A 17,377-nucleotide genomic window follows, 5' to 3' on the forward strand; every position below is an offset into this window, starting at 1 on the left:
CTCAACTACCGTCAGTGATGATCGTGCCGCCATCAATGACGAGATTATGACCGGTAATGAACCCGCCCGCCGGACTTGCGAGAAACACCGCCGCGCCTCCGACTTCAGCAGGAGTGCCGGCGCGACGAAGAGGAGTCATCGCCATGCGGCGCGCCTTCACCGTTTCATTTTCGAGCAAGGGTCGGGAAAGTTCGGTATCTATTACGCCCGGCGAAATCGCATTTGCCCTGACCCCTTGCGGACCCAATTGCACGGCAAGATTGCGCGCCAGTTGCGCTAGTCCCGCTTTGGCAAGTGCATAGGCATTTATCCCAGCATTGCCGCGCAGCCCGGATAGGCTTGATATCAAGATCACGTTGCCTTTGCTCTCGACAAGGTGAGGTAGCACGAGCTTCACCAAGCGCACTTGCGCCGTCAAGTTGATGGCGGTGACGCGATCAAATTCGTCCATATCCATATCGAGAAACGTGCCAAAGCGTTCGGGCACGCCTGCATTGCAGACAAGCACGTCAATCCGTCCAAGCGCATTCGTCGTGCCTTCGACGAGTGCTGCGAGTTGGGCCGGATCAGAGATATCGCAAGCAATGCCGGTCTGATTGAGTTCGGCTGCGACTTCGGCCGTTTCCAGCGCGTTCTCGCTCGAAATGACCACCTTGGCGCCTGCGGCGATCATCGCCTCAGCAATCCCTCGCCCGATCCCACGGGTCGATCCCGTTACAATCGCTACCTTGTCGGTAAGCTCAAACATCATCTCTTCCTTAATGGGGCTTATCTTCAGGGAGCGGTTGGCCGTCGTGAACATAAGCCGGTGCCTCGATGAGCACGAAGACGATGCGGCAAACCTTGTCGGTTCTGTTGCGCCACAGGTGATTGGTACCGCGCTGAATGATGATACCGCCTTCGTGAACGGTCTTCTTCGCGCCATCGTCAAGCTCTAGCTCAATTTCACCGCTGAGGACGATGCCATAGTCAATGCTGTTGGTGCGATGCATCGGGCTCTGAGCGCCCGGATGCATATCGACCACACGTATGACGGAACCGGAATTGAGTGTAAGACCCGCGTCACGCTCGCGCCCGTCGATTTCATCATTATTGTCTGCAGGGACTGTGGCGGTCGTCCAAATCAGCAGAAAATCGGCATCGCCCGACGCGATCAGCTGAGGCTGTGTGAAATCCTCGGAACGGAACACCGCCCGACCGTTCGCGTCATGCCCAGTCACCACGCGTTGAACAGGCGGCATGAGAGTTTTGACGTCAGACACCGCGGCTTACTCCTCATGCCCAGAGGTTGCCGGATCACCTCCATGGTGCGTACTCGGCGCATAGGTCGGCGTCGTGCCCTCCACGTACCGGACCTCCCATGGCGCTTCGTCGAGCAGCCAGGGTTGGAGATTGTGCATGAAGCTCATCGTTCCAAAGCGCGCATTCCAATGACGCGGCACCCAGCTATCGTCGTGCATATCGCTGTCACAGCCGTATTCGGCCTCACCCCCCGCCGGGCATGGCAAGTAAAAGAAAACGGCGCTTGCAATGCGGTGGCGTCCAATACCCCAAATCGACTTGTCCCAGCCGCGTCGCTCCATGAAATTGGCACCGACCATGACCTCGTCGATGTCCTCGACCCCGAAGTTCGCGTGGTTGAACCGCACTTGGCCGTCGCAGCCGGCAAACGGCAGATCCGCTTTGAGCCAGTAGAGCGTGTGATGGTCATGCGTGCCCGGAGCCCTTGCAAAAATGCCAAAGCCTTCCTGCACGTCAGACAAGCGGAAGTTGAGGTTATCACGATACCATTCCCAGCTCGCCTGTGGGTCTGGTGTCATGTAGACCACATGTTGGATGGTCTTGGGATTGGCTTTAAGCCGCCATTTCCTGTGTTGGTTCAACCGATTGATATTGCCGTAGCTGTTTACAGGGTCTGGCGCACCGAATACGCGTTGCTTGGCAAAAATGCGCAAGCCCGCCGCTATGCCGTCACAATCGAAGAAATGGGCTGTATTCTCGTCGTCGATCGTTACCTCGGTGACCTTGCGCAGTTGCGCGACCGTGCGGTCGAACGTCTTCTGGTCGCGAACACCCCAGATGACTTTCTGCACGCCATAGCCGACAAGTTTCTGCCCTTCTGTCCGCGCCGCATCGAGTGCACGAATGATCACCGTCGAGCCTTCTTCCAGTTCGAACAATGCTTCGCTTTCACTCGCTTCGAGCAGCGGAAGACCGAAATCGACGAAGTATCGCGTGCAGAGGGCGACGTCTTCGACACCATAGATGATCGTTTCAAAACCGTTGATACCAGACACCATGTGCCTCCAAGTCATAGTAGATGCAGTCTCAATATTCAGCGGAAAGTGCCGAAAGCGGTGCCTTCATTAGTGGGCCGAGCCTATCCATCGGGCCACGTTGCAACTGGTGCTGGCCAATCGCCACGCTCCCTTCGACGACAATGCGGCAGCGCTCATAACGCCGCTCGGTATAGGCATGGAGCGCGCCGAGTACGTCTTGGCCCGCGCGCTGAAGCTCTTCACCCAGGACGAGAGCATCCTCCACCGCAGCGCCTGCGCCTGATGCTAGATGGGGGGTCGTCGCATGGACGGCATCGCCAATCAGCACGACCCGTCCGACGCTCCAAGGTGCAGGCTGGAGCGCAGCCTCCAAGGGCCTATAGACGATTGAGCTTGCCTCCGAAACGCTGTCCCGGATCACTGCCACGTCTCCGCCGAAATCTGCCAGCAAGGAACGAACCATTGCAGGCTGGTCTTCCGGCGCAATCCATTTTCTGTCTGGATCGGGATTGAGGATGAACAGATAGATCGTGTCGCTCGACACCGCCGACATGCCGACCAGATTTTCATGGCCAACATAAAACTGAGCATGCGTCATTCCTTCCGGTCGTGGCGCGACAATGCGCCAACTGCCTTGCCCGGTCGGTTTGGGCTCGATCGCGTCGGGGAGAATGGCCGTACGAGTTTTGGAATAGATGCCGTCCGCACCAACCACGAGATCGAACGACTGCTGGGTTCCGTCTGAAAACGTCACTTCCACGCAATTTTCATGATTGATGATCTGCTGTGCGGTAACGCCGAGTACCACTTCGACGCCAAGGCGCCTGACTTCGGTGGACATGATGGTGTGCAGTACTGGTCGCATGATGCCTCCCGAAGCCGGGAGGCCCGGCTCAACAGGCTCAGCGTCCGACTCGTGAAGAAAGGCTCCGCTGTAATGGAAGGTCTTGATCCCCTTCACGCAACCGCCATTTGCGACAATCTGATCGAGCAGACCAAGGCGCTTAAATGCGCGGAATGTTGGCCCCGTGACAGTGATGCCCGCGCCATAGACTCGCCAATTCGGATCGCTGTCGATCAGCTTCACTTTCTGGCCAAGCTGGCTCAGGCGAATAGCCGCAGCCATTCCCCCGATACCGCCGCCAATGATGAGTACCGATTGCACTTCAGGCTCTCCCATTCTCTTATGATTAGTCGGCCAAGCCGAGCAAAGCTGCGGCATTCAAGCCAAGAATCTTTGCGCGCGTCGGCCCGTCCAGATCGTCGTGGAATCCAACCGGATCGGGTTCGGACATGTCGAATGGATAGTCCGTGCCGAGACACAGCCGATCGGCACCATGGGTGCGGACCAAAGCGTTCAACTGCTCCCGATCGAACACCAGGGTATCGACCCATATCTGCCGCAGATAGTGTGAAGGCTGGTGCGCACAGGTAACGCGGCATTCTGGACGAACACGCCATGCATGGTCCATCCGCCCCCAGTACGACGGCAGGTAACCCCCTCCGTGGGCGACGCACAGCTTCAGACCGGGAAGGGCATCAAGCACACCACCGAAGATCAGATGCGAAAGTGCCAGGGTTGATTCCAGCGGATTGCCGATGATATTATTTAGGTAATGTTCGGTCAGCCGCTCACCATGAGTGAAGCCAAGCGGGTGAACGAAGATCAGCGCTCCCAATTCTTGGGCTGCAGCAAAGAATGGACGGAAAGCTGGATCAGCCAACTCGCGCCCGTTGACGTTGGTATTGATCTCAACCCCGCGAAATCCGAGTTCCTTTATGCAACGCCGTAACTCTGCAACCGCCATCTCTGTGTTCTGCAGCGGCACGTTGCCCAATCCAACCAGCCGATCAGGGTGCGATGCAACCGCCTCGGCAATGCCGTCGTTGACCATATGGCTCAACTCGCGACCAAGCTCCGGTTCGGTAAAGTAGAAATATTGCCCAGGCGACGGACTGATGGCCTGCACATCGATACCGAGTCGGTCCATGTCCTCCAAACGTTCCTGCACGCCATTAAGGCGTGATCCGATCGCAGCGAACTGTGCGATATTGACCTGTTGCGACGCTGCAGACGTATACGGCATGGACAATGGCATATCGCTAACCGCTTCGCGGACGCGCGCCTCCGCTGTCCCGACCGCGAAGTGGCAATGAATGTCGACAACAAGGCTCTTGCCGCGGCTATGAACTATCGTTCCGCTTTCCGCGTGTCCGCAATTCTGAATGCTCCCTGTCAACGTCTGCTCCATCAATCCAAAGGCTGGACCTTTTTCAACAGGACGAGGTTTAGCTGGCAGGAAGCAATCGCAAAAACCGTTCCTTCGGATATTGCCTATCTGTAAAAACGATGGGCCAATTCTGGCGGCAGACGTTGGAGTTTGGAAAGCGAGATTACCGGCGCTAGGGCAATTCAGATTGGATGGGACAATTTCACTGCGGTTTCTCGCATGATGGCTGGTACATCCAGGTCAGTGCGATGCTCAACTTCGGCCCGAGCAAGTCGCAAGCTCGCTTCGACCACATGTTTGGCACGATCGAAACGACGCTCCATGAAGCGCAAAAGCACGGCAGGAATATCTGTTGGAGTCGCTGACGCTTCCTGGGCCAAAACCACCGCGTCTTCGATCCCCATTGCCGCACCCTGTGCGAGAACGGGTGGATTGGCATGGGCAGCATCACCAATCAGGATGATTCTGCCACGCCCCCATGGCTTTGGAGCGATGAGTGCTGGCAATGGGCTAAAGCTCACGCGGGCTGGATCGGTCACCTGTGGTAGAAGTTGTGCGATGAAGCCACCATAGCCCTCCGCCTCTTCTGCGAAAATGAGATGTAGGCGTTCTGGGTTTTGCCTCTCCCCGTCATGAGCTTGTACGATGTACATATAAGCAAGGTCTTCAGAAACCGGGCAAACCCCGGCAACACCGTGCTTTCCTCCAAGATAGAGGTGGGTGCAGTCTAACCCTTCGGGCCGCGGTACGGCCACGCGCCAGCACGCCTGACCTGAGGAAGCAGCCTTCACGTCTGGAAGCAACACGGCGCGGGTCGATGAATTCAGTCCATCAGCTCCGATTACCAGATCATAAAGGGCATGCGACCCATCGCTGAACGTCACACGGATGCCGTCCTCTTCTTCGAACCACTCGCTTGCGGTCAGACCGCATCGCAACGAATTCGTGACGGGAATCGCGGCGTCCAGCAAGATGGAATGAAACGTCGCGCGCCGAATGCCGGTGCCGCCCGGCCATTGGGGGCCGCCAAGGCGCGGTAGCGGATTTTCCACCAACAGCGCGCCGTCGGCCCGCATCATATTGATGCAATCAGCTGGAACCCCTGCTTCAACGCACCGCTCTGCCACCCCGATATCATCAAGTGCGCGCATCGCATTGCCAACAAGTGTCAGCCCCACACCGCCACCATCATCGATTACAGGCTTTCGCTCGATCACATCGACCCGCCAGCCGCGCTGACCGAAGGCTGCTGCTGCGGTCAGCCCTGATATGCCAGCACCGATGACAAGAACCCTGCCAAGGTCTGCAGAAATCTCTGTCATCATGCTGGCGCCTTGGCCGACCGTTCCGCGGCAATTTGGGCAGCGATCAGGCGGCGTGTGCGGATTGCCCCCTCGTCAGACCGAACCGAAACCTCTGGAGCGCGGTCTTGCCCAAGCTGATCGAACAATATTTGGACGTCGTCCAACGCAACCACGTCTTCCATCAGAAGATGCCGAAGATCGTCAAAAAGTCCGGGATATGTGTTTTCATAATCATTGACGGCTGCAACGAACTGGATGCAGCTACGCGGTCCCGTAGGAGTGATGCCGACCACCAACCGGCTGTCTCGCCGCATTTTGCTGTCACTGCCGGCTTCCACAAAATGCTGACGCACTACACATAAACTTGGCGCATAGCTCGTTAGCTCAAGAGTGCGATCGGCTCGCTCACCTTGCAAAGCCATTGTTCGCTTGACCATAGGCGCGATGACCTCGTCTTTGAACTCGCGCACCATGGAAACTCGCACACCATCCTGCACACATTGGTAGGGATGAGCCGCGACATTTCCATCGTCGATCAACCCGTGATGGAGAAACGAGATATGAGTAGCATCCACCAGGTTTTCTAAAGAAAACAGATAGTTGGAATTTGCCTCAAGTGCTAGGCCAAAGCGTGGATAAAAACCTTCCGCCGTCAGGCCTAGGTCGTCGTGATCGGGTATAAGGCTTTCGTCGGCAGAATCTGCATCGCCTGCCCAAATCCATATCCACCCGGAGATCTCCTTCAATTGGTAACGCTTTACCGAAAGCGACGAGGTGGGCACCCCCCCGGAAGGTATCAGACAGGCCCGGCCCTTCTCGTTAAAACGAATCCCATGATAGTGGCACTGGATGGTGTCTTGAAACAGTAAGCCTCCGTTAGATAAGCGCATGCCACGGTGCGGGCAGCGGTCGAACAGCGCGACAGGTTCCCCAGCTTCGGTGCGGTAGAAAACGATCGGATCGCCAAACAAAATACGGTGCATCGGCTCTCGCGTCACCTCTGTACCGAAGGCGGCTACGTACCATTGATTGCGCGGAAATTCCGCAGCGCCGGGTTGTATGTTGACACCGTCGATGAGCATTTTCCAGTTTCTCTCCTGTTCGTAAGACCGCCAACTTGCTTTGGGCAGTCATCGTTATGGGTAGAGATTACCGGATAAATACAGCAATTCGAGTAAGGTTCGGTCCAATTTCGTGCTAGATTCGTCCCACATTTACGACGAGGGCACAAGAATGGACAGTTTAAGCAGGGCACTCGCTGACAAGCGCCTAAAAGGTTCGCTGTTGGCGATGCTTGATTTCGTGTCCCCCTGGAAGGTCGATTTCGAGAACGCTCCATCTGGCGCGCCGATGCACTTCATACTCGAAGGCACGGCATGGCTTGATCGGCCGGGCATGCCGAGTTTGCGCCTCAATGCGGGTGAACTGGTGATGTTCCCGCGATGGGACCGCCACTGGTTGCGCAGCGACGATGGGCATCTGAGAGACATAACAATACGCGAAGCCGTTCGCATGAACGAAGGGGATGTCTGGCAACCGGGACAATGGCTAGACCGGCCTCTACGCGTTTCACTAGCTGGAATTGGAGGCAGCGCGGGACAAAGAACGCGCATCCTGTCACTCGTTTTTGAGTTGGACGAAACGACACCCCACCCACTATTATTGGGCCTGCCCCGCTTCATTCACTTAAATGCGCACGCAACAGGTATGGAATCCTGGCTTCGGATAACCCTCGATTTCCTGTCGGCGGAGTCCGAACAACAGCATGGCGGCTATGCCGTCGTGTCGAGCCGTCTTGCCGATCTCGTATTCATGCAGATCGTGCGTTTCGAGCTATTGCGGCACCCAGAAAACGTGGCCGGGTGGTTGCGAGCACTTGTTGATCCTGGAATCGGCGCTTCCCTGGCTGCCATTCACGACCGGCCCGAGGAGGACTGGTCGGTCGACCGCCTCGCCCGAAACTGCGGAATGTCACGCAGTACTTTCTGTCTCAGGTTCAAAAAACTGGTGGGACAGACGCCATATCAATATTTGCGAACCGTTCGGCTGGAGCGTGCGCGAGAACGACTTTTGGCGGGCGCGCGCATCAAGGCCGTCGTAGGCGAAGCTGGATATGCCACTTATTATGCCTTTGGCCAGGCTTTCCGAGATCATTTCGACATGTCACCCCAAGACATGCGGCGAACGCAGAAGCGAGGCTGACCGCCGTGCTATCGCCCAGCCCTAGCATGCTGTTTCCCTCTGCAAAAGGATTAGACAAGTGCAACCTCGACGCGAGGCGAGCGCAAGGCAAACCATGCGTTTTTTAATCGACGCTCGGATGCGCCAGCTACGTGCTTGGCGGTGCCGCATCGTTGCGGATCATCTGGATAATCCGCAATCGAGCGCGTATGGCCCCAAGATCCGAGGACATGGAAATTTCCTGCGGCAACTTCGTACCAGAGGCGAAAGCCGCCTCGATCGCCTCAAGGGCATCCTTATCCTGAGCAACAACCGCCTCGTTCTGGGCAGCCAATGCCTGACTTAACCTTTGTCATCCAGTCGGACGAGGTGGGGGCTTCCACGCACTTTCCGCTCATGTCGAACGCAAGCCTGTGATAACCGCAAACGATACGGTCCTCTTTTAGGGTGCCCAGTCACATGGGCATTATGCGATGTAGGCAAACGCCGGCGCAGCTTCGCCGTTGGGCGCGGTCGCACGCACCCGAACGGTTATGACACCCCGAATGGCGAAATCCGCCTGCAAGATCGACATTATAATGCCCCTGGTCTTAATGGGGCACCTATTGGCGATACCGATAGGTACAACCAGCACCATGGCTTTGACAGTTCCACTACCATCCCCGAAGTAGCCTGCAAGGTCGCAACATCGCGCCAACAGGGGTGAGGACATGCCCAACGGCACTCGACGCAACGTTATCGTAACCGGTGCCAGCGGCTTTATAGGCAGAAAATTGACTTGCGCCCTGCTCGCGTCTCCCGACTATGCCGATTGCAACCTGACGCTGATTGACATTCTGCCGCCTCCTTTCGAAGCCGACGACCGAACCAGAATTATCGTCGGCGATCTGGCTGATGCGGCGGTACTGGACCGTGTGTTCGATACTCCCGCAGACCTTGTGTTTCACCTCGGCGGCATTCTTGGTGGCGCGGCCGAAGCGAATCCCGCGCTGGCACGCAGAGTGAACGTCGATGCCACGCTTGATATGCTCGATCGACTGCGTCTCGCGGGCAACCGGCCGCGTGTAGTATTTGCCAGTTCGATAGCCGTGTTCGGCCTCGGCCAGACCGATCCCGTCGATGATCACACGATCCCCTATCCAGCGATGGTCTATGGCGCCCACAAGCGCATGGTAGAAATCGCCATCGAACAGATGAGCGCGCGGGGCTGGATCGACGGAATGGCACTCCGTCTTCCCGGCATCGTCGCCCGCCGGGACGCCGACCAGAAGCTGAAATCGGCATTCATCAACAGCCTGTTCCATGACTATGCCGCCAGCCGGGCAATCGAATTGCCGGTGTCACCCCAAGGGACCACTTGGTTGATCTCTACCGAGGCCTGCGTCGACGCTTTCCTCCACGCCGGACGGGTGCCTGCGGACCTGCTAGGCAAGCAGCGGGCCTTCACGCTGCCGGCGCAGTGGGTCTGTTTCAGCGATCTCATCACCGGTCTAGCGCGGCACTTTCCCGAAAGTAGGGCCACAGTGACATTCAGCCCGAACGAGGATCTGGATCGTCAATTTGCCCGCCAACCCATGCTGGCAACCCCGCTCGCAGACGGCCTGGGGTTCCGCCACGACGGGGACATAGCGACGTTGATCAGCCAAGCTCTCAAGAGCTGAACCTTCTTCTTGAAGAAGATGCTAAACGCCGAAGCCAACACTTAGAGCACATGGAAGAGAGCGCTTAAGATGAAGACAAACTCACTTTTCGCAGCGTGCGCCGCAGGTCTGTTTTTGAGCCCTGTGTCGGCGATAGCCCAGCAGAATATTTGTCCTGACTTTCGCTGGACGACCTTGGGAACCGCTGGCGGACCTGTACCGACCCCCGAACGGTCCGAACCGGCAAACCTGCTTGAAGCGGGAAAGCAAATCATCATGGTCGATGCTGGCGACGGGGCCGCAGATCAATTTGCCCGGCTTGGCGGGAATGTTGCCGCAATTGATGCTGTGTTCCTGAGCCATCATCACCAAGATCATACGGCCGGCCTAGCTGGCGTTATCGGCTTGCGCTGGGCAACCAACTCACCTGGCGTGCTTCGTATCTACGGACCGCCTGGAACCAAGACCATGGTAGACGGCATCCTTTCCTCCATGACTGCATCGGCCGTGGTTGGCTACGGCCTTGGCCAGAAGAGTATTCCGCCCGCCGACGGTGTGGAGGTGTTCGAACTCGTTGGAGGCAGCACCATGACAATGGGTGAACTGACCGTTCGCGCTGCCGAAAACAGCCACTTTAGCGAAACGCCCGCGCTGGCAGATGGTCGTCCATCCGCCTCGCTCAGCTATCGCTTCACTCTGGACAAGCGCAGCATCACCTACACCGGTGACACGGGCCCGAGTGCGGCAGTGGTACAACTGGCAAAGGGCAGCGACATTCTTGTCAGCGAGGTGATCCTCGTTCAGCAGATCCTGGATTCCATGCGTGCCAATTCTTTCATCCAGCCGTCGATGATTGCGGGCATGAAGGCGCATTTCGAGAAGCACCATCTCACCCCGGAAGCGGCAGGACAGCTTGCCGCTGACGCCAAGGTCGGCGAACTTGTGCTTACGCATTACGCGATCTCGCCAGGGCCGTTGCGCAATGCCGAGCCTGCTTTGCGTGGTGGTGTGAGAATGAACTTCACAGGCGCAACCGCACTCGCCAGGGATTTGTCGAGCTTTGACGTGGGATGCTCTTCTGCCAACTAATCCGGAGCCGCTGCACGGGCCGGGGAGTGGCCGCCCCGGACCGACTTCTAGCTATGGGACTTGCCATCCAACCACCCAACGGCGCAGCTGCGTCGCTCACTCATGCAAGACGATAGGAGTATCAATTCGGACGGCAACATCCTTTTCCCATGTCCGGTGATTTGCCATTCTGCAGCGCAATGATGGTGCCCGCCCCCGACCAATGGCTGCAGCATGGGTTACACAGGCAAGGAGAGAGACATGTATCCTTTTTCGGGAGAAAAGAGCTTTTTACGCAACTGCTGGTATGTTGCCGCCTTTGCCGATGAGCTTGATGCCGGCCCTATCGAGCGCGTCATTATGGATGAGCCTGTTGCGTTATTCCGGATGGAGGATGGGCTGCCTGCAGCCATGTGGGGCATTTGCCCGCACCGATACTATCCTCTGGCCCAGGGTAAGGTGATTGGCCATGCGATCCAATGCGCCTATCACGGTTTTGAATTCGATGGCCGCACCGGTGCCTGCTCGCGCATTCCTTCGCAAGGCACCCCACCTGCACGCTTTCGTCAGAAGACCTACCCGCTGGTGGAGCATGGCCCGTGGCTTTGGATATGGCCGGGCGATGCTCAAAAGGCTGATCCTGCCTTGCTGCCTCCCATCGAAGAATTAGGCGTGAGCGCGCCGGAATGGCGGGTCGATCATGTCGATTTGCTGCCAACTGCAGGCCGGGCGCAACTTATGGTAGAAAATCTGATGGACCTCACCCACGTCGCCTTTTTGCATGGCGTACTGATAAGACGGCACCGGGTTTCTCTCGGTGCCGCTGGCGGTCGAGGATGAGGGACATTGCCTAAGGGCAAGCCGCGTTATGGAAACCCCCTGGGTTTCGGGCTTTTACGATCTGCTGTTTGGATCACAGAACCGCTTTGATGGCCTTCATGCCACCGAAATCCAGACCTATTATTATTCCCCTGCCTATATCCGCACCAATTCCGGCAATATTCTGAAGATCGACGGCAAGGATAGCGTTGACCCGGCCATCTTTGGTGAGGTCCGTTTCTATCATGCGCTGACGCCGGAGACTGCGAGCAGTACGCATTACTTCTCATCATTCTCGCGCAATTATCGACTGAGAGATGATGATTTCAGCGCCGCGCTCAAACAAATGGACCGCAATGTGCGCATGCAGGATGTGGTGGCCGCAGGCGAAATTGAAGAGAGGCTACACCGTTTCCCCGCTCAGGGGCCGGAATTGCTCGCCAAAAGCGATGTGGCCGCAATGCGCGTCCGCCGCATCATCCAGGCCAAGCTCGATGCCGAAGCGGCGGTGGCGGAATGACGGGCGACTGGCTGGAACTGCGCGTTGCCGCAAGGCGCGAGGAAGCCTTGGATATTATCAGCCTGAGGCTAGTGGATGCGCAAGGGCGGGAACTGCCGTCCTTTGCGGCCGGTGCGCATATCGATCTTGAACTACCGGGTGGCTTGGTACGGCAATATTCGCTGTGCAGCGCCGCCGGGCGGGATGGCTATGAGATCGCAATCCTGCGCGATCCGGCTTCGCGCGGCGGCTCCGTGGCGGCTCATGCGCTGACGGTGGGGCAGATGGTACGCGCGTCCTCCCCGCGCAACCACTTTCCAGTAGCGCCAGGGGCCACACACTCGATCCTGCTGGCCGGCGGCATCGGAATTACGCCTTTGCTGTGCATGGCCGAAACACTGGCGCTGGCAGGCGATTCCTTCGTGATGCATTATTGTACGCGCAGCGCGGACCGTACCGCCTTCCGAACACGCATCGCCCAAGCCCACTTTGCCGACAGCGTTCACTTCCATTATGACGATGGGCCGGAAGACCAGCGATTTTCCACAGCGCAAATTCTGGTAGAGCCGCAGCCTGGCGCACATCTCTATATTTGCGGACCGGCTGGCTTCATCGATCATGTTCTCAACACGGCGCACCTTGCCGGCTGGCCGCCGACACAAGTCCACCGCGAATATTTTGCAACCGGGGCTAGTACTGACACCGCCAATGGCGCCTTTATGCTGAAACTGGCGAGCAACGGCCAGACCATCCATGTGCCCGCACACATGAGCGCCGCGCAAGCTCTGGAGGCGTCGGGCATTGTAATTCCACTTTCCTGCGAACAAGGTATCTGCGGGGCTTGCCTCACGCGCGTCATTGAAGGTGAACCAGACCACCGCGATCTGTTTTTGACCGATGCTGAACATGCCGCCAACAATCAATTCACTCCCTGCTGCTCACGCGCGAAAAGCGCGGCACTGGTGATCGACCTGTAAGAATACGAAACCAATGAAAATCCTCGTCAGCGCCGCCAATGGGAAGACGGGCCGCTCTCCGTTCAGGATATCTGCGTGGTGATCAGCAAGGCTTCAGGAAAGCCAGTCGATACCTTCGCCATGGATCCGGCCGCCTTGATCGACATCATCCGGGACCATTGGCCAGTGAGGAAAGCAAAGTTGGCAATGCGGTTTGACTTGAGAGTTGTGCGGCGGCTATTTAGCGCCGCTGGCGTCCAAAGTGGCCGGGGCTTTGGCCGTGCTGTCGCTTGAAGGCCTTTGCGAAAGCATAGCTCGTGGCATAGCCTAACTCTCCGGCGAGCGTCTTGACCATTGCACCTTGTGACAGCCGTTCCGCGGCAATCTGCATGCGGTGGCGCGTAAGGTGCTCCAGAGGGGATACGCCCATCTTGGCGGAAAAGAGCTTGGCAAAGTTGGACCGCGAAACGCCGGCCACTTTTGCAAGATCGTCCACCCGCCAGCGCCGTCCAGGGTCTTCTCCAATTGCAGCCAGCGTACGCCCGATAGCAGGATCGGAAAGACCCTTCAGCCAACCTGTGACTTCATCTGGGCGCGAGAGCAGCTGGGCGCGGATGATCTGCATGAACAAGAGATCGGCCAACCGACTGGATACCATGGCATAGCCGGCCTGTTGAGCCTGCGTTTCCTCACGGATGAATTCGAGCACCGGTTGGAGCCAGCGCTGCATCCGAGCATCGTCGGCGCGGATATGAATCATGGCTGGAAGCCCAAGCAGAAGCGGGCTGCGCTCTGGCTGCTCCAACCGAAAACACATGCTAAGGATGCGTGTCGGCCGGCCGGCCCCGCCCCAACTCAGTTCGGTTGGCCGCTCCAGCAGATCCCGCGGCATCCATGGCGTGACGCCGGTGTGCGCAACCACCTTCATGATTGTTTTGCATGGTTCCTTGGGCGAGGAGGAAAGAATATGTGCGTCCCAGCGCCGAAACATGACAAGATCGCCCGCCGTCAGGCGAACCTGGCTCCCCACTGCCTCGATCCAAGCGTCACCTTCGACGATGTAATAGGCGGGGGAGCCTGAGCCATGCATGAAATCAATTGACCACGGCTAGGTCAGATCGAGCTTGGCCAGCAGGGAGCTTCCAGTCTGGTCGATGCAAATGTCGTACTCAGCAGGTCCAATGCGGGCTTTCTCTCGTGGTTTTTGCTGGGTGCGCGGCATGGCCGTGCGACAAGAGCGCCAGAGGATAATAGCTGTTTTTGGGCTTATCATATCTTCATTTTCAAAGAAACCATGTTCACATGCGCTGGAAGCAAGTTTCCGGGCTGCAGGTGAGATTTGTTTGGAGATCAATAAAAACAAGCGTAATTTATCGGGCGGGATCGTGTGCCCAAGCTTAACTCGGTAGAAAACATCTGACAGTTCGTAAGCGATGACCGGCTATCCAACCGGATGTTGGCTACGCCGCCCGTTGGTTCACATCCACGCCAAAATCTTCGACCTCTGCTGCAAAGCTTGGAACAGGCTGATCGGTCAATCGTGGCGCATCTTGACAATCGCACGACGCAAATCGGCATGTGGGTCGTGATCAATGCAATTGATATCAGTCCGCTTCCAGAAGCGTTCGGCAAGCGACGGTAGATCGTGGCGCGCCATTGTGCCTGTCCAGTTCGTCCAGGGTTGTCAGCGCCATTGCCTTATAGGGCGGCAGGAGTGTCGGGCATTGTTGGCTAAGCGCTGCGAGATGTTTGGCGATCGTTTCGTCGTCGCCGCGCAGCAGCGGGCCGGAGAGGCCTGCCATGCCGTGATCGAGACTGACGTCCAGCGCGGCGCGCACTAGGGGGGCGAGAAGCGCTAAGGGTTCGGCGACGCCGGCGGTGGCGAGTGCCTGGCAGGCGCCTGCGATCAGCGTGACCAGATGGTTGGCGCCGTGGCATAAAGCGGCATGATATAGCGCGCGCTGTGCTTCTTCGATCGGCACCATGATGCCGCCCAGCAAAGTCACGAGCTTTTGGGCTGCCGCGTTGGCTTGCTCAGTCGATCCGGTGACGGCGAAGCGGGCTTTGATCATATGTTGGACTTCACTCGTCGGCTTGCCGGTGAAGGTCATGGCGGGATGGATCGCCGCCGTCATCGACGTGGCGCTGCGCAGTGGGTCCAATATGGCCGCGCCGCTTCGCCCGCTGACGTGGAAGATGAAGCGTGGCTGGTCGGTGGCTTCGGCCTGTGCCAGAGAGGCGACGATGTGCGGCAGTGCGTCGTCCGCGACGGTGAGCATGATGAGATCGCAGTCGCGCGCGATCTGGGCCATATCTCCGGCCGTCTGTGCCCGTCCGATGACGGCGACAGCCTCGGCGCATTTCTTAGGGTTGCGGCCCCAGATGACGAGCGAGTCGTTGGAATGGGCGGCGAGCGCATGGCCGATCGCGGACGCGACGCGGCCGGTGCCGATGATGCCGATCCGGCGGTAGGGCGATGTGCTGACCATGATCGCCACCCTAACCCACGGAGGATGGCCCGTCATCGCATGGATGACGGGCCAATGCCGTTTTTCAGCCGACCGCCCGGCTCATCAATCGGTCAAGCCGATCCGAAAAGGCGCGCGCGTCGGTGGGCTGTTCACCATCGGCGATGCGGGCCTGGTCGAGCAGCAAATGGGCGAGGTCGGACTTGAGACCATCCGCATCGTCGCTCGACGCCAGTTTCTGGATCAGGGCATGACGCGGATTAATCTCCAGCACGGGGAGCGCCGCCGTCGGGAGCTGGCCTGCGCTGGCGAGCAGCTTTTCCAATTGCCGGTCCATACCGCTTTCGGGCGCGACCAGGCATACAGCGCTGATCGTCAGCCGGTCCGACGCGCGCACATCGGATACGGCATCAGCGAGGGTCGTCTTGGCGAAGGCGAGGAAGTCGGCGACGGCTGCATTTTCCGGCTCGGTCGGCTTGTCCGCGCCTTCGACCAGCGGAATGAGGCCCAGGTCCGCGCCGCCCTGCGTCACCGACTTGAAGGGCTTGCCTTCATAATCGACGCCCATGGTGGTCCAGAAATTATCGACCTGGTCGGGCAGCAGCAGCACTTATACCAACCTCCATTGATGCTGACTCACGAGTGGGATTCCCAAGGCGCTGAATTTCTGAATCTATGGCTTCCTGTTGGAGGGCATGACGATGGGTGCAGCGATTGGATTGCGGGACGACTTTGATGCAGTGGGCTCGACACGCATGGCTCGTGCGACAAGGAGCGCGAACCAGGGACGACGGTTGCTGGCATTGGCGGAAATTTATGATGGCGCAAGCCGCAGCGATGCCGCGCGCATCGGCGGAGTGACGTTGCAGATCGTGCGCGACTGGGTGGTGCGGTTCAATGCCCAAGGTCCAGACGGTCTCCTCGACGGGAAGGCGCCGGGCAAGCCCCCGTTGTTGAACGATGCCCAGCGCCAGGCTCTTGCAGAGGTCGTTGAAAGCGGCCCGATCCCAGCGATTCACGGGGTTGTCCGCTGGCGGCTGATGGACCTGGCGCGGTGGCTTCATGACGAGTTTGGCGTGTCCCTGACGGAAACGACCGTAGGGCGAGAGTTGAAAAGCTGGGCTATGTCAAACTGACGGCACGCCCATAGAGGTATGGTTCCAGGACGAGGCCCGTATCGGCCAGAAAAACAAGATCACCCGCCGCTGGGCTAAGCGCGGCACCCGGCCGTCGGCGCCCAAGGATCAGAGGACGAAATCGGCCTACATCTTCGGCACCATCTGCCCCGAACGTGGTAAGGGGGCTGGCCTGGTCCTCCCGTTCTGCAACACCCAGACCATGTCGCTGCACCTGGCGGAGATATCGCTCGCCATCGAACTCGGCGCCCACTGCGTACTGCTGATGGATCAAGCCGGGTGGCACGTGACCGGAAAGCTGGAAGTGCCCAAGAACATCAGCATCGTTCCCCTGCCGCCGAAATGCCCGGAGCTCAACCCGGTCGAGAACATCTGGCAGTTCATGCGCGATAACTGGCTGTCCAACCGGATCTTCACGTCCCACGACAACATCATCTACCTTTGCTGCGAAACCTGAAACAGGCTCGTCGATCAGCCGTGGCGTATCGGGGAAGTGATGGCATCCATGGTGAGTTCCTTTCCGTTGAAGGAACTCCACGGTCGCAAGGCGACATCGCCGCTCACAAAGCCTGAACAATACTACGCTACGTCACCCCAAGCGACCCTCCCGCGGAGCGGGTTCGTGCTCTGGTCGCGACCTGCTGGAACCGGACGGTCCGCATCTAGGCCGCATTGACAAAAGACTTCAGCCACAGCCGTGTAGCGGCGAGGTTGAGGAAGCTTTCGAACGACAGGACGGTTTTGTCATAGCGGGTGGCGATGCGGCGTTGTTGCTTCAACTTGCCGAACATTCGCT

The 17,377-nt window shown here is 58.3% G+C and carries 18 protein-coding genes and 2 pseudogenes; 7 read left to right on the plus strand and 13 right to left on the minus strand.

Annotated features, from left to right (window positions below; translation table 11 throughout):
- Position 1: 1 nt before the first annotated feature.
- From J2W40_RS05745 to J2W40_RS05775, 7 genes are all read right to left on the minus strand, one after another.
- A complete protein-coding gene (locus J2W40_RS05745) occupies positions 2-802 on the minus strand; it encodes an SDR family NAD(P)-dependent oxidoreductase (RefSeq protein ID WP_310222565.1) in 801 nt (266 codons plus the stop codon).
- A complete protein-coding gene (locus tag J2W40_RS05750) occupies positions 759-1,262 on the minus strand; it encodes a cupin domain-containing protein (protein ID WP_310222567.1) in 504 nt (167 codons plus the stop codon). Before J2W40_RS05750 ends, J2W40_RS05745 begins: the two co-directional genes overlap by 44 nt.
- Positions 1,263-1,268: 6 nt before the next feature.
- Positions 1,269-2,300 carry a VOC family protein gene (locus J2W40_RS05755; protein WP_310222569.1) on the minus strand — a complete coding sequence of 344 codons (1,032 nt, stop codon included), beginning with the start codon at positions 2,298-2,300 and terminating at the stop codon, positions 1,269-1,271.
- Between the two features lie 28 nt (positions 2,301-2,328).
- A complete protein-coding gene (locus J2W40_RS05760; protein WP_310222571.1) occupies positions 2,329-3,459 on the minus strand; it encodes an FAD-dependent monooxygenase in 1,131 nt (376 codons plus the stop codon).
- Positions 3,460-3,469: 10 nt separating this feature from the next.
- Entirely contained in the window at positions 3,470-4,531 is a 1,062-nt protein-coding gene (locus tag J2W40_RS05765) for an amidohydrolase family protein (protein ID WP_310222573.1), read from the minus strand.
- Positions 4,532-4,692: 161 nt separating this feature from the next.
- Positions 4,693-5,835 (minus strand): FAD-dependent monooxygenase, encoded by a 1,143-nt coding sequence (locus J2W40_RS05770; RefSeq protein ID WP_310222575.1) that lies wholly within the window; start codon positions 5,833-5,835, stop codon positions 4,693-4,695.
- A complete protein-coding gene (locus J2W40_RS05775; protein WP_310222577.1) occupies positions 5,832-6,896 on the minus strand; it encodes an aromatic ring-hydroxylating dioxygenase subunit alpha in 1,065 nt (354 codons plus the stop codon). Before J2W40_RS05775 ends, J2W40_RS05770 begins: the two co-directional genes overlap by 4 nt.
- 151 nt (positions 6,897-7,047) lie before the next feature.
- Between J2W40_RS05775 and J2W40_RS05780 the strand changes: the two genes are divergently transcribed.
- Positions 7,048-8,016 (plus strand): AraC family transcriptional regulator, encoded by a 969-nt coding sequence (locus tag J2W40_RS05780; RefSeq protein WP_310222580.1) that lies wholly within the window; start codon positions 7,048-7,050, stop codon positions 8,014-8,016.
- A gap of 127 nt (positions 8,017-8,143) precedes the next feature.
- Here J2W40_RS05780 and J2W40_RS20565 read toward each other — a convergent pair whose 3' ends face one another.
- Positions 8,144-8,329 (minus strand): hypothetical protein, encoded by a 186-nt coding sequence (locus J2W40_RS20565; protein ID WP_409050339.1) that lies wholly within the window; start codon positions 8,327-8,329, stop codon positions 8,144-8,146.
- Positions 8,292-8,450: a Rieske 2Fe-2S domain-containing protein gene (locus J2W40_RS20570; RefSeq protein ID WP_409050344.1), complete on the minus strand. Its 159-nt coding sequence runs from the start codon at positions 8,448-8,450 to the stop codon at positions 8,292-8,294. The genes J2W40_RS20565 and J2W40_RS20570 overlap by 38 nt, the downstream gene beginning before the upstream one ends.
- A gap of 255 nt (positions 8,451-8,705) precedes the next feature.
- Here J2W40_RS20570 and J2W40_RS05790 point away from each other — a divergent pair, with 255 nt between their 5' ends.
- The 5 genes from J2W40_RS05790 (at position 8,706) to J2W40_RS05810 (ending at position 12,998) form a co-directional block, all read left to right on the plus strand.
- Positions 8,706-9,656: an NAD-dependent epimerase/dehydratase family protein gene (locus J2W40_RS05790; RefSeq protein ID WP_310222584.1), complete on the plus strand. Its 951-nt coding sequence runs from the start codon at positions 8,706-8,708 to the stop codon at positions 9,654-9,656.
- A gap of 69 nt (positions 9,657-9,725) precedes the next feature.
- Complete coding sequence (locus J2W40_RS05795; protein WP_310222585.1) at positions 9,726-10,724, plus strand: MBL fold metallo-hydrolase; 999 nt, start codon at positions 9,726-9,728, stop codon at positions 10,722-10,724.
- A 213-nt stretch (positions 10,725-10,937) separates the two neighbouring features.
- Entirely contained in the window at positions 10,938-11,543 is a 606-nt protein-coding gene (locus J2W40_RS05800) for a Rieske 2Fe-2S domain-containing protein (RefSeq protein ID WP_310222588.1), read from the plus strand.
- A 28-nt stretch (positions 11,544-11,571) separates the two neighbouring features.
- A complete protein-coding gene (locus tag J2W40_RS05805; RefSeq protein WP_310222590.1) occupies positions 11,572-12,042 on the plus strand; it encodes a hypothetical protein in 471 nt (156 codons plus the stop codon).
- Complete coding sequence (locus J2W40_RS05810) at positions 12,039-12,998, plus strand: PDR/VanB family oxidoreductase (protein WP_310222591.1); 960 nt, start codon at positions 12,039-12,041, stop codon at positions 12,996-12,998. The genes J2W40_RS05805 and J2W40_RS05810 overlap by 4 nt, the downstream gene beginning before the upstream one ends.
- 220 nt (positions 12,999-13,218) lie before the next feature.
- Here J2W40_RS05810 and J2W40_RS05815 read toward each other — a convergent pair whose 3' ends face one another.
- The 4 genes and pseudogenes from J2W40_RS05815 to J2W40_RS05830 form a co-directional block, all read right to left on the minus strand.
- Positions 13,219-14,076, minus strand: coding sequence for an AraC family transcriptional regulator (locus J2W40_RS05815; protein ID WP_310222617.1), 858 nt, complete (start codon positions 14,074-14,076; stop codon positions 13,219-13,221).
- A gap of 9 nt (positions 14,077-14,085) precedes the next feature.
- A complete protein-coding gene (locus tag J2W40_RS05820; protein WP_310222593.1) occupies positions 14,086-14,340 on the minus strand; it encodes a hypothetical protein in 255 nt (84 codons plus the stop codon).
- A gap of 241 nt (positions 14,341-14,581) precedes the next feature.
- A complete protein-coding gene (locus tag J2W40_RS05825) occupies positions 14,582-15,466 on the minus strand; it encodes a Rossmann-like and DUF2520 domain-containing protein (protein ID WP_409050345.1) in 885 nt (294 codons plus the stop codon).
- Positions 15,467-15,530: 64 nt separating this feature from the next.
- Positions 15,531-16,055, minus strand: a pseudogene (locus J2W40_RS05830) (molecular chaperone HtpG); the annotation flags it as partial.
- A gap of 91 nt (positions 16,056-16,146) precedes the next feature.
- Between J2W40_RS05830 and J2W40_RS05835 the strand changes: the two are divergent.
- Positions 16,147-17,035, plus strand: a pseudogene (locus J2W40_RS05835) (IS630 family transposase); the annotation flags it as partial.
- Positions 17,036-17,377: the final 342 nt, after the last annotated feature.

Source organism: Sphingobium xenophagum, from assembly GCF_031457465.1.
GTDB classification, from domain to species: Bacteria; Pseudomonadota; Alphaproteobacteria; order Sphingomonadales; family Sphingomonadaceae; genus Sphingobium; species Sphingobium xenophagum_A.